The 11,986-nt window shown below is 63.8% G+C and carries 14 protein-coding genes, 1 tRNA gene and 1 pseudogene; 13 read left to right on the top strand and 3 right to left on the bottom strand.

Annotated elements, in window-relative coordinates:
* Positions 1-2: 2 nt before the first annotated feature.
* A tRNA-Ser gene (locus Q1V51_RS06725) sits at positions 3-92 on the bottom strand.
* A 337-nt stretch (positions 93-429) separates the two neighbouring features.
* Between Q1V51_RS06725 and Q1V51_RS06720 the strand changes: the two genes are divergently transcribed.
* The 13 genes from Q1V51_RS06720 (at position 430) to Q1V51_RS06660 (ending at position 11,342) form a co-directional block, all read left to right on the top strand.
* The gene (locus tag Q1V51_RS06720) at positions 430-1,116 is read left to right on the top strand and encodes a 50S ribosomal protein L21 (protein WP_300554456.1); all 687 of its coding nucleotides are present in this window, start codon (positions 430-432) and stop codon (positions 1,114-1,116) included.
* Positions 1,117-1,129: 13 nt separating this feature from the next.
* Entirely contained in the window at positions 1,130-1,399 is a 270-nt protein-coding gene (gene rpmA, locus Q1V51_RS06715) for a 50S ribosomal protein L27 (RefSeq protein ID WP_300530418.1), read from the top strand.
* Positions 1,400-1,527: 128 nt separating this feature from the next.
* Complete coding sequence (locus tag Q1V51_RS06710) at positions 1,528-2,052, top strand: GNAT family N-acetyltransferase (protein ID WP_300554455.1); 525 nt, start codon at positions 1,528-1,530, stop codon at positions 2,050-2,052.
* 62 nt (positions 2,053-2,114) lie between these two features.
* A complete protein-coding gene (obgE, locus tag Q1V51_RS06705) occupies positions 2,115-3,161 on the top strand; it encodes a GTPase ObgE (protein WP_300554454.1) in 1,047 nt (348 codons plus the stop codon).
* A gap of 50 nt (positions 3,162-3,211) precedes the next feature.
* Positions 3,212-3,805, top strand: coding sequence for a nicotinate-nucleotide adenylyltransferase (locus Q1V51_RS06700; RefSeq protein WP_300554447.1), 594 nt, complete (start codon positions 3,212-3,214; stop codon positions 3,803-3,805).
* Positions 3,806-3,848: 43 nt separating this feature from the next.
* Entirely contained in the window at positions 3,849-4,853 is a 1,005-nt protein-coding gene (egtD, locus tag Q1V51_RS06695; protein WP_300554445.1) for an L-histidine N(alpha)-methyltransferase, read from the top strand.
* Between the two features lie 50 nt (positions 4,854-4,903).
* Positions 4,904-5,308, top strand: a complete 405-nt coding sequence (gene rsfS, locus Q1V51_RS06690; protein ID WP_300554443.1) for a ribosome silencing factor — start codon at positions 4,904-4,906, stop codon at positions 5,306-5,308.
* Positions 5,309-5,779, top strand: a complete 471-nt coding sequence (gene rlmH, locus Q1V51_RS06685; protein ID WP_300554442.1) for a 23S rRNA (pseudouridine(1915)-N(3))-methyltransferase RlmH — start codon at positions 5,309-5,311, stop codon at positions 5,777-5,779.
* A 31-nt stretch (positions 5,780-5,810) separates the two neighbouring features.
* Positions 5,811-7,031: a peptidoglycan DD-metalloendopeptidase family protein gene (locus Q1V51_RS06680; RefSeq protein ID WP_300554441.1), complete on the top strand. Its 1,221-nt coding sequence runs from the start codon at positions 5,811-5,813 to the stop codon at positions 7,029-7,031.
* A gap of 117 nt (positions 7,032-7,148) precedes the next feature.
* On the top strand, positions 7,149-8,462 hold the full coding sequence (locus Q1V51_RS06675; protein WP_300554440.1) for a S41 family peptidase: 1,314 nt from the start codon (positions 7,149-7,151) through the stop codon (positions 8,460-8,462).
* A gap of 106 nt (positions 8,463-8,568) precedes the next feature.
* The gene (locus Q1V51_RS06670) at positions 8,569-9,861 is read left to right on the top strand and encodes a divergent polysaccharide deacetylase family protein (protein ID WP_300554438.1); all 1,293 of its coding nucleotides are present in this window, start codon (positions 8,569-8,571) and stop codon (positions 9,859-9,861) included.
* A 2-nt stretch (positions 9,862-9,863) separates the two neighbouring features.
* Entirely contained in the window at positions 9,864-10,367 is a 504-nt protein-coding gene (locus Q1V51_RS06665) for an RNA pyrophosphohydrolase (protein ID WP_300554436.1), read from the top strand.
* A gap of 102 nt (positions 10,368-10,469) precedes the next feature.
* A complete protein-coding gene (locus Q1V51_RS06660) occupies positions 10,470-11,342 on the top strand; it encodes an alpha/beta hydrolase (RefSeq protein ID WP_300554433.1) in 873 nt (290 codons plus the stop codon).
* Positions 11,343-11,397: 55 nt separating this feature from the next.
* Here Q1V51_RS06660 and Q1V51_RS06655 read toward each other — a convergent pair whose 3' ends face one another.
* Both Q1V51_RS06655 and Q1V51_RS06650 read right to left on the bottom strand, forming a co-directional pair.
* On the bottom strand, positions 11,398-11,799 hold the full coding sequence (locus Q1V51_RS06655; protein WP_300554431.1) for a F0F1 ATP synthase subunit epsilon: 402 nt from the start codon (positions 11,797-11,799) through the stop codon (positions 11,398-11,400).
* A 30-nt stretch (positions 11,800-11,829) separates the two neighbouring features.
* Positions 11,830-11,986, bottom strand: a pseudogene (locus Q1V51_RS06650) (F0F1 ATP synthase subunit beta); the annotation flags it as partial.

The raw sequence follows: 11,986 nt of genomic DNA, 5'->3' as shown, positions 1-11,986 counted from the left end.
AGTGGCGGAGAGAGAGGGATTCGAACCCTCGGTACCCGCAAAGGTACAACGGTTTTCGAGACCGCCCCGTTCGACCACTCCGGCACCTCTCCGCACGCAGGTCTCGCGCCCTGGGGCGCTCGGGAGCAGGGGTAATGGCTGACCGCCGGGACAAAATCAAGGGCCGAACGCTGCACATTTGCGCTTGTAAGAACGGTCATTGACGCGCGGGCAACCGCATGGGCGCTGACATCTTCTGCCGTTTGCGTTGACTCTGCGTGCAAGCCGCGTATAACCCCCGCTCCTGCCCGCACGGCCCCGGCTGCGCGGGTTGGAATTTTTGCAACAACGCGACCTTGAAAAAGGCGCGAAGAAAAAGGACCCGGCGGCAGTCCTGGCCTAGATGGCCAAGCGCTGAACCGGACGGGCTCGAAACGAAGGAAACGCGTCATGCACGCAGTAATCAAGACGGGCGGCAAGCAATACCGTGTCGCCACCGGAGACGAGATCCGGATCGAAAAACTCGAAGGCCAGCCCGGCGACACCCTGTCGCTCGGTGATGTCCTCATGCTCTCGGGCGAAGACGGCGTGACCGTTGGCGCACCGGTGGTCGAAGGTGCCCAGGTGATCGGCGAACTGCTCGACACCAACCGCGCCAAGAAGATCATCGTCTTCAAGAAGCGCCGCCGTCAGAACTATCGCCGCACCAAGGGCCACCGCCAGTGGGGTTCCGTCGTGCGCATCGCCGAGATCGTCGCACCGGGCCAGAAAGCCAAGACCGCTCTGAAGACCACGACCGCTCCGGTCGAGGACGCGCCGAAGGCGGCCCCGAAAGCCAAGGCAGCCCCGAAGAAGGCCGCTGCTCCGAAAGCTGAAGCCAAGACCGAAGCTCCGAAGGCGAAAGCCAAGGCCGCTCCGAAAGCTGCAGCTGCTGCCAATGACGACCTGACCGCCCTGACGGGTGTCGGTCCGGCTCTGGCAAAGAAACTCAACGAAGCCGGCATCACGTCCTATGCGCAAGTCGCTGCCTGGACCGACGCCGACCTCGATACGCTCAGCGAAACGATTTCCGGTCTGAAGGCGAAAGCCGAAAAAGGCGACTGGATTGCAGCCGCCAAAGATCTGGCTGGCAAGTAAGGAGGACTGACTCATGGCTCACAAAAAGGCAGGCGGTTCGTCCCGTAACGGTCGCGATAGTGAAGGCCGGCGCTTAGGCGTCAAGAAATCCGGCGGTCAGCACGTGATCCCGGGCAACATTATTATCCGTCAGCGCGGCACCAAGGTGAATCCGGGCGCAAATGTCGGCATGGGCAAGGATCACACCCTGTTCGCCCTTACCGAAGGTCGCGTCAAATTCGCCAAGAAAGCCGGTGGCAAATCCTACGTATCCGTAGAGCCGCTTGCTGACGCAGCCGAATAGAACGGTTCATGACATATCGGACCGTTCGCTTGTAAAGCGGGGTCCGACTGACGCGAAAGCGTAAAGGGGAGACGGGCCACCGCCTCCCCTTTTCATTTGCTCCCCTGCAGTACTGACGGAGCCGGACCATGGGCCCGAGGATCGACACGGAACGCATGATTCTGCGTCTGCCTGAGATGGCGGATGCGGAGAATATCTCGCGCTATTGCGGCGAGTTTGATGTGGCCAGGATGACCAGCCGCATCCCGCACCCCTACCCGCTACTCGCAGTCGAGCTCTGGATCCTGCAGACCCGGGCCGCCTGGCGGCCGGGCAGCAACCAGTCCCTCACCGTCGAGATTGACGGTCAGGCGGCGGGCGGTGGCGGCGTGTTCCGCCGCACCCCGGCGAGCGACTGGGAAATCGGCTACTGGATTGCGCGGCCCTGGTGGGGCCAGGGCCTGGGCACGGAGCTGGGCCAGACCCTGATCGACTTCGCCCGCGCCCAACTGGGAGCGGCGCGGATCATCGCCGGCCACTATGCCGACAATCCGGCCTCGGGAAAGATCCTGCAGAAGCTGGGCTTTAAGTATACCGGCGAAGAACCCGCCCTCTTTTCGATGGCCCGGCTCGGCCGCGCGCCATGCAAGTCGATGACGCTGGAGCCCGCCTGATGCGCTTGCCGATGCAATCTATCGCGCGAGTGGCTATATAGGGGCCAAAGGACGCTAAACAGATGAAATTCCTCGACCAGGCCAAAGTATTTGTGAAATCCGGCAATGGCGGAGGCGGATGCGTCTCCTTCCGGCGGGAGGCTTATGTCGAATTCGGCGGGCCTGACGGTGGCGATGGCGGCAAGGGCGGTGATGTCTGGGCCGAGGCCGTGGAAGGCCTCAACACCCTGATCGACTATCGTTACCAGCAGCATTTCAAGGCCGAGACCGGCGTGCACGGCATGGGTCGAGACCGCACCGGAGCCGGCGGCGATGATGTCGTGCTGGAAGTGCCGATTGGCACCCAGATCCTCGACGAGGACCGCGACGAGGTCCTCGCCGATCTGACCGCTGTCGGCCAGCGCGTCATGCTCGCCAAGGGCGGGGATGGCGGCAAGGGCAATGCCCGCTTCAAATCCTCCACCAACCAGGCCCCGCGCAAGTCCACCCCGGGCTTTCCCGGCGAGGAGCGCTGGCTCTGGCTGCGCCTGAAGCTGATCGCCGATGTCGGCCTGGTTGGACTGCCCAATGCCGGCAAGTCGACCTTCCTGTCCGCGGTCAGCCGCGCCAATCCGAAGATCGCGGCCTACCCCTTCACCACGCTTTATCCCAATCTCGGCGTGGTCGATCTGGGCCCCGGCTCGCGCTTTATCGTCGCCGACATCCCAGGCCTGATCGAGGGCGCCCATGAAGGCGCCGGCATCGGTGACCGTTTCCTCGGCCATATCGAGCGCTGTGCGTCGCTGATCCACCTCATCGACGGCACCCAGGATGACCCGGTAGCGGCCTATCATGTCGTTCGCAAGGAGCTGGAAGCCTATGGCGGCGGCCTGATGAACAAGCGCGAGATCATCGTCCTCAACAAGACTGATGCGCTCGGCGACGAGCTAGCCCAAGCGCAGGCCGATGAACTCAGCCAGGCCCTTGATCGCGAGGTTCGTCTGATGTCGGGCGTCTCCGGGGCCGGTGTAAAACGCCTGTGTTCCGAGGCCTGGAGCATGGTCCAGGCTCAGCGCGCCGATGAAAAAGCTGAAGCCGCGGACGAAGATCCGGGGTGGATCCCCGAGTGAGCCGGCAAAGCCTGCAAACGGCACAGCGCAGGCTCGTGGCTGGACGATGCGTGGCTGACGGGTTGCGGGGCGAAGGTCTCGCCCCGGGCATGAGGATCGGCCTGTTCGGGGGCAGTTTCGACCCTGTGCACGAAGGCCATCGCCATGTCGCCGAAACCGCCAGGCGGCGCCTTGGCCTAGATCAGGTCTGGTGGCTGGTCTCGCCGCAAAATCCGCTGAAAACCCGCGAAGCCGGAGATTTCAGGACCCGCCTTGAAACGGTACGCCAGAAAGCTGGCGGCAAGGGGATGGTCATCACCGATATCGAGAGCCGTCTCGGCACCCGTTACACCGCGGACCTGGTCGACCGGCTCAAGACCCGTTTTCCCCGCACCCGTTTCGTCTGGATCATGGGTGGGGACAATCTGCGCCACTTCCACCGCTGGCATCGATGGCAGGATATCCTCGCCGCCTTGCCGGTGGCCGTCGTGGCGCGGCCGCAAGACCCGCTGAAAGCCCAGCTCTCCCCGATGGCGCGGCGTTATGCGACTTCGCGCATTCCTCAAGCCAGCGCAAAAAATTTACCCCTCAGAAAACCACCGGCATGGACCTATCTGACTGAGCCGTTACAATCAGCGTCCTCAACCGCGCTCCGCGCACGCTAATTGCATTGCTCGCCTCCCCGACATCCAGCCGATAGGACACCCCATGACCGACGCCGCGCTCGGCCGCCCGACGACGCACGCCAATCTGGACTTTTTCGACGACCAGCACCCGCCGGCCGGAGATTTCCTGCGCGATGTGGTCAGCGGACTGAAGCGCGCACCGAAAACCATCCCGCCGGTCTATTTCTATGATCGCAAGGGTTCGGCCCTGTTCGACCAGATCACCGAGGCGCAGGAATATTATGTCACCCGGACGGAGCTGGGTCTGCTCGACGCGATCGCGCCGGAACTGGCCGAGCGCGCCGGGCATGGCGCCGTTGTGGTCGAGCCGGGTTCCGGGTCCAGTGTGAAAATCCGCAAACTGCTTGATGCCCTGGGTGATCCGGCCGGCTATGTCGGGCTGGATATCTCCCGTGATCATCTGCTCGACGCCTGCGCCGACCTGAAATTCGACTATCCCGAGCTGAGCATCGGTGCGGTCTGCGGCGACTTCACCAGTGGTCTGGACCTCGACCACCTGCCGCTACCGCAAGGTCGCCGGGTGGTTTTCTTCCCGGGCTCGACCATCGGCAATTTCGAGCCAGAAGCGGCCCGCTCCGTCCTCGCCGGTTTCCGCAAGGGCATGCGGCGCGGGGATGCGGTGCTGATCGGCGCCGACCGGGTCAAGGCCGCCGAGACCCTGGTGGCGGCCTATGATGATGCGGCCGGCATCACGGCCCAGTTCAATCTCAATCTTCTAACCCGGATCAATCGCGAGCTGGACGGCACAATCCCGGTTGAGGCCTTTACTCACCTCTCCCTCTGGAACACAGAGAAGAGCCGAATCGAGATGCACCTTGAGACCACCCGCAAAGTGAGTTTCTCCATCAAGGGCGAGCATTTCGAAATGGAAAAGGGTGAGCGTCTGCATACCGAGAACTCTCACAAGTTCACGCCGCAAGCCTTCGGAAAACTGGCTGAAACCGCCGGTTTCCAGATTACGCAGAGCTGGTCCGACGCTGATGAATTCTTCACGCTTTACTGGCTCGAACCGCGCTGGGATGCGTGATATAATCTCCCTTGTTGTTTGGGTTGTCAGAAAGGACATCCGCCCTGTCTATGGAAAACTCGCACCGCGTTGAGGGTGAAACGGCGGCTGCCGTTCGCGTTACCGGTGATGAAGCCCCCGTCGAGGCCTTGGAAACCCTCATCCTCGACACGCTGGACGACGATAAGGCTGAAGACATCGTCGCCATCGATCTTCGTGGAAAATCGTCTGTTACCGACTTCATGGTGATCGCCTCCGGGCGGTCGGCCCGTCATGTGAATGCGCTGGCGGACCACCTCTTGCGTGCCATCAAGGAGAATGGCGTCGGTTCAGCCCGCGTTGAAGGCCTGCAGGCCTGTGACTGGGTGCTGATCGATACCGGTGATGTTGTCGTGCACCTGTTCCGCCCGGAAGTCCGCAGCTTCTACAATCTGGAGAAGATGTGGTCGGTGGATTCGGAAACGGCGGCCGGCTAGTTGAAACTCACCCTGGCAGCGCACGGCCGGATCCGTTCCGGCCCCGAGCGCGAACTGGTGGATGATTATCTCGCGCGTACCACCGCGACCGGCCGTTCGGTCGGCCTTGGCCCTGCGGCCGAGCTCGAGATCGACAATCGCGCCCTGAAATCGAAAACCGATGAAAGCCGCGCCCTGGCCCAGGCCCTGCCGCCCGGTGCTGTCCTCGTCCTTCTGGATGAGCGCGGCAAGGCGCTGACCTCCCGGGCCCTGGCCGACCAGATCGGTCGCTGGCGCGATGACGGGCGGCGTGAAGCCGTATTCTGTATCGGCGGCGCGGACGGCCATGATCGTTCGGTTCTGCCGCAGCCGGACCTGATCCTGGCTTTCGGGCCAGCGGTCTGGCCGCACAAGCTGATCCGCATCATGCTGGCAGAACAGCTCTATCGCGCCAGCGCCATTCTCGCCGGCACGCCCTATCATCGTGATTGAGCGTTAACCCGGCCGCCATTAGCCTGACGCCATGTACTTGCTCCTGCTCGCCGCCGCTCTCACCTTTGCCCAGCCGCCGGATATCCCGGACGCGGCGGAGGCCGAGCGCCTGGAACGCGAGCAGCAAGCCGCCGCGGAGCGCGCCCGTGAAGCTGAAGCACAGGCCGAGGCCGTCGCGCGCGAGATCGCCCTGCTGCAACGCCAACTGATCGATCTGGGCAATCGCGTCGATGCCAGCGAAAGCGCCGCCCTCGCCTCGGAAACCGAGCTGCAGGGCCTGGCCAGCGAGGAGGCGGAAATTCTCGCCCGGCTGGACCGGAACCGGGACACGCTGATCGATATCCTGGCCGCCATCCAGCGGGTCGAGTCACAAACCCCGCCGGCCGTGCTCGCCTCACCGGAAAACGCCGCCGAGGCGGCCCGCGCGGCGGCCTTGATGGCTGACGTAACGCCGGGCCTGCGCCAGCGTGCTGAAGCCCTGGCAGCCGAGCTCGACAGTCTGCGCCATGTGCGGGCCCGGATAGAAAGCGAACGCGATACGCTGTCCCTGACCGAGGCCACCCTGGCCGAGCAGCGCCTCGAACTGGAAGTGCTGATCAGCGAGCGCCGGGCGCTTGAAGCGCGTCGCCGCAATGAGGCCGAGGACCTGCTCAGCGCTGCCACCACGGCCGGGCAACAGGCGGCATCGATCCGCAACCTGCTCGGGGAGTTGGCCGCGATGGCGGAAGTCATGCCGCGGCTGAGCCCGCTGCGGGCCCCGCCGGAAGGTGAAATCCCCACCCCGCGCATACGCCCCGCCGGCGTGCTCGTCGCCGCCGCGGCGCCGGAAGCCCCGCTCGAACGCCTGCGCTTTGCCGACGCCCGGGGACGGTTGCGCCCGCCAGCGATCGGCACAATCGCACGCCGTTACGGGCAAGTGGACGAAGATGGCACACCATCTGAAGGAATTTTCATTCGAACTCGGTCCCGCGCGCAGGTAGTCTCGCCTTTCGACGGTCAGGTCGAGTTTGCCGGACCGTTCAACACATATGGCGGTCTCTTGATACTGAATGTCGGGGATGGCTACTATATTGTTCTGGCAGGCATGTCGGTGACCTATGCGACCGCGGGCCAGAATGTTCTAGCCGGTGAGCCGGTCGGAGCCATGCCGGACACTGGCGGAACGGCACCAGAATTGTATCTGGAGCTGAGACGGGGTGGTAACGCCGTCGATCCGGGGCCCTGGCTCCGGCGCGATGCGCAGTCAGGCTAGCGGTCTGCGAAAGCAGCCGGCGGGCTGGCAAAATAGCGGGTTAGCGAAGAGGATGGTCTTCTTTAACCCGGTTCAAGCGTATGATGTACGCGAACACGATGAAGGACGCGCGGTGTAATGCGGATCAATATCCTGGCTTCGATCACGGCTTTCGCTCTGGGCGCCTTTGCGCTCGCTGTCTCGGCTGAGGGCAGCCAGGAGGATCGCACCGAAACCTTCCGCCAGCTTGAACTCTTCGGCGATGTACTCAGCCGCATCGAGGCCGATTACGTCTCCGAGACCGAGAAAGCCGAGCTGATCGAAGCCGCGATCGAGGGCATGCTGACCTCGCTGGACCCGCACTCGGCCTATCACAACCCCGACAGCTATGAAGATTTGCGCGTCTCGACCCGCGGTGAGTACGGCGGCCTGGGCATGGAAGTGACCCGCCGCGACGAATTCATCACCATTGTCTCGCCGATTTCCGACACCCCGGCCGAACGGGCCGGCCTGCGCACCAATGATCGCATCATCGCCGTGGATGGCGAGAGCATTATCGGCATCACCGTCAATGACGCCGTCGAGATGATGCGCGGCGCGGTTGGCGAACCGGTCACCATCACGATTTCCCGCGATGCGGTTGACCCGTTCGACGTCACCCTGGTGCGCGACACGATCCCGCTGCGCACCGTTGCCTGGCGTATCGAGGATGATGGCATCCCCTATATGCGGATTGCCGGTTTCAATGAGCGCACGACGGAAATGGTGCTCGAGGGCATTAATGAACTCGAGGACGAATACGGCGCGCCGCTGCCGGGTCTGATCCTCGATGTCCGCTTCAATCCGGGTGGTCTTCTGGACCAGGCAATCGGTGTCACCGATGTCTTCCTCGATGGCGGTGAAGTGGTTTCCACCCGGACCCGCGACCCGCGCGAAACCCAGCGCTACAATGCCCGCCCGGGCGATCGCCTGAATGGCGCGCCGATTGTCGTGCTGCAGAATGAAGGTTCGGCCAGCGCAGCGGAGATTGTCGCCGGTGCGCTGCAGGACCGCGAACGCGCGGAACTCGTCGGTATGACCAGCTTCGGCAAGGGCTCGGTCCAGACCATTATCCCGCTGCGTGGCGGCCGCGATGGCGCCCTGCGCCTGACCACGGGTCGCTATTACACCCCGGCGGGCCGCTCGATCCAGGCGACCGGCATCATCCCGGACATCCAGATTTCCAGCTATGTCCTCGATACCGAAGAGGACAGCGGTGCCGCCGCCATGCGGTCAGAAGCGGACCTGCCTGGCGCCCTCGAGAACGAGAACGGTTCCGAGCGTGAGGACACCGTTACCGCTGACGTCGAACAGCCGCCGGCCGACTGGTCCGAGGACGAGGATTACCAGCTCGCCCGCGCCAAGGAAATTCTGCGCGCCAGCATGGAAAGCCAGCAGGCCGCACTGCAGTAATTCCGGCCCGTTCTCCGGTTCAACGTTAACCGTTTCTTTTCCGCGGCGGCGCAGTCTGTGATCGAGAGCGTGCGCGCCGGCGCACGTGCCCTGCCAGAGACGTCCTATGACCGCCGCCGTTTTGCGCCATGCCGCCCCATTGATGACCTTGCGTGCACCCCTGTTCGCCGGGCTGGGTGCAGCCGGGCTGTTTGCGGTCCTGATCCTGGCCATCGCGATCTTTGGTGACAGCGAGATCGAGACCCCGGCCGCCCGCGGCGAGGTCGACCCGCTGCCCGCCTCGACATTGAGCCCCGCCCCGCCGGCCGAAACCGCTGGCGATAGCATTACCTTCGTCGAGCCCGATGACGGCGCGGAAGTCAGGCTGGATGGCGTAGCCGACGGGTTCGAGACCCCGGCGGAACCGGCCGTCGCAGAACCGCCCGCGGCATCTGCACCCGATGCCGCCAGCCCGCCGGCCAATCCCGAAGCCCTGCCGCGCGCGCCCTTTGCCGGTCTGACCGAACGCGGCCCCGGCGGCCTGCTGCCAATCATCGGACCCAATGGAGAACGCGTGTCGCGCGAATACGCCCGCCCCTTCCATGGTGACCCCAACACGCCAATGATCGCGATCGTTGTCGGTGGTATGGGGCTGAACCCTGCCGTGACCGAGGCGGCCATCAACAATCTGCCGCCGGAAGTGGCGTTGAGTTTTGCGCCCTATGCCTCCGACCTGCAGAACTGGATCGACCGGGCCCGCGCTGCCGGTCATGAAGTGCTGATCGAGGCGCCGATGGAGCCCTTCGACTACCCCAATGATGATCCCGGTCCGCACACCCTGCTGGCTGATGGCCCGGCCCCGGAAAACGAGCGTCGCCTGGCCTGGGTCCTGAGCCGGACGACCGGATATTTCGGCGTCTCCAACTATCTTGGCGCGCGGTTCTCAACCTCTGCTCCGGCCCTGACCCAGGTACTGGAATCGCTGGAACGTCGTGGCGTCGCCTTTCTGCATGACGGCAATGGCCGCCGCAGCCTGATCGACAGTGTCGGCCGCTCGACCGGTGCGCTCTATGCCATCGCGGACCGGATTGTCGATGAAGATCCGAGCCCGTCCTCGATTGATGACCGCCTGCTGGCGCTGGAAGCGCTGGCAATCCAGAACGGCGCAGCCCTGGGCACCGGTTTTGCCTTCCCCGCAACGGTTGAGCAGATCGAAGCCTGGTCTGAAGGTCTAGACCTGCGCGGATACCAGCTTGCTCCACCCTCGGCCGTGATGGCCCGCCGCCGGCTGGAAGCCCGGCTTGCGGCCGAAGCGGCGGGTGATGATCACAGCACCGCCAACACCGATCATCGCTGGGCCGATAATGGCGATGCGGCCCATGGCGACGACCATGATGGCGGCTATGATGACGGCCACTAGCCATGTCTGAACCCTATCCGGATCACCGCCCCAATGTCGGCCTGGTCCTGTTTAACGCCGAGGGCCTGGTCTGGGTCGGCCGGCGCAATGGCGCCGAAGACCCCTGGTGCTGGCAATTCCCCCAGGGCGGTATCGACCCGGGCGAGGCACCTGAAGCCGCAGCACTTCGCGAATTGTTCGAAGAAACCGGTATCAAGGCTGAGCAGGTCGAGGAAATCGGCCGGATTGAAGACTGGCTTGCCTATGACTACCCGCCGGAGGTGCGGGATGATCCGCGCTTTGCCCGCAAACGCCATCTGGGCCAGAAACAGCGCTGGTTCGCCTATCGCTTCCTTGGCCAGGACAGTGACTTCGATCTGGAAGCCCATGGCGAGGTCGAGTTCGACGCCTTCCGCTGGACCCGGCTGGAGGAAACATCCGCAGGCATTATTCCCTGGAAGCGTCCGGTTTATGAGGCCGTGATCCGGCATTTCGCTGCCCTGGCCGCACCGGCCGATGCAGAATAGGGCGCACCGGACATGGCCGCGGGGCGGGGCAGGCTTCCGGATATGCCTTGATGTGCCCGGCAAAGCAGCAGACGCTCCTGCACAACCCATTCAGGATGCCGGATGACCTCGAGCATCGCGTCACTCGACGCCTACAAGAACAGTGCCCGCAAGATGATCGGCCCGCATGGCGAAATTGCCTGGTGGATGCGCGGCAACGGCCGGCCGCTCCTGCTCATCCATGGCTTCCCGACCTGTAGCTATGACTGGTTCCGGATCTGGCCGGACCTGTGCGATGCCGGCTTCAACCCGATTGCCCTGGACATGCTAGGTTTCGGATTGTCGGATAAACCACCCTATCAGCGCTATGACCTGATGCAGCAGGCAGACCTGCAGGTGCAATTGCTCGGCGAGCTCGACATCGAGGCCTGCGATATCATTGCCCATGACTACGGCGTCTCGGTTGCCCAGGAATTGCTGGCCAGGCAACAGCGTAGCCGGCTGCCCTTCCGGATCGGATCTGTGGCTTTCCTCAATGGCGGCCTGTTTCCCGAACAGCATCGCGCCAAGCTGATCCAGCGCCTGCTCAACAGCCCGGCGGGATCGTTCATTTCCGGACTGCTGAACCGCGAACGCTTTGGCGCGTCCTTTGCCAGCGTCTTCGGTCCGGAGACCCAGCCGGACGCGCAAGAGCTGGATGATTTCTGGGCGCTGCTGGAGCACAAGGGCGGCCACCGCATCGGCCATAAGCTGATCCGCTATATCGAAGACCGCAAGCGCCACAAAAGCCGCTGGGTCGGGGCGCTGATCGAGAACGGCGCGCGGCAATTGCTGATCAATGGCGCGCTCGACCCGGTCTCCGGAAAGCATCTCGCCGATCACTATGAAGCCGTCATCCCCGCGGCGGAGGTCGTTCGTCTGGAGACGATCGGTCACTATCCGCAATGGGAAGCGCCGGACGCTGTGGCGAAGGCCGTGCTGGACTTTCTCCAATAGCAAAAGGCCGCCCCGAAAGGAGCGGCCTTTGAATGTGTTCAGATCCCGTGATCGCTTACGCGTCGAGGGCAGCCTGCATGGCTTCCAGCTTGGCGACCTGGGCCTCGGCTTCCGCTTTGGCGTCGTCGGACTTGGCGATGGTCACGTCTTCACGTGCATCGGTCAGGTCCTGGGCCAGCTTGGCAGCGTCGATCTCGGCCAGCGGAATGGCTTCCTCGGCCAGAATGGTCAGACCCGCCGGGGTGACCTCGGCGAAACCGCCATGGATAAAGGTCTTCTCGGCCTTGCCGTCATCGAGGACGGTGATCGCGCCGGGGCGGATCACAGACATGAAAGGCGCGTGCTCCGGCAGGACGCCGAAATCGCCTTCCTCGCCCGGCACGACAACCTGGTCCACCTTGCCGGCGAACAGGCGACGCTCCGGAGAGACGAGGTCGAAATGGAGTTTGTCAGCCATCAGGCTCTCCTCGGGCTAGACCCAGACCGCTTACGCAGCGTCCGCAGCCAGCTTCTCGGCTTTCTTCACGGCATCCTCGATGGTGCCGACCATGTAGAAGGCGGCTTCCGGAAGGTGATCATACTCACCGTCACAGATGGCCTTGAAGCCTTTCACGGTATCGGCGACCGGCACCTGGATGCCCGGG

Origin of the sequence: Maricaulis sp. (genome assembly GCF_030149235.1) — a bacterium.
In the GTDB taxonomy this organism is placed as follows: Bacteria; Pseudomonadota; Alphaproteobacteria; order Caulobacterales; family Maricaulaceae; genus Maricaulis.
Note: the sequence above shows the minus strand (reverse complement) of the source record. Positions and strands in the feature narration are given on the sequence as shown.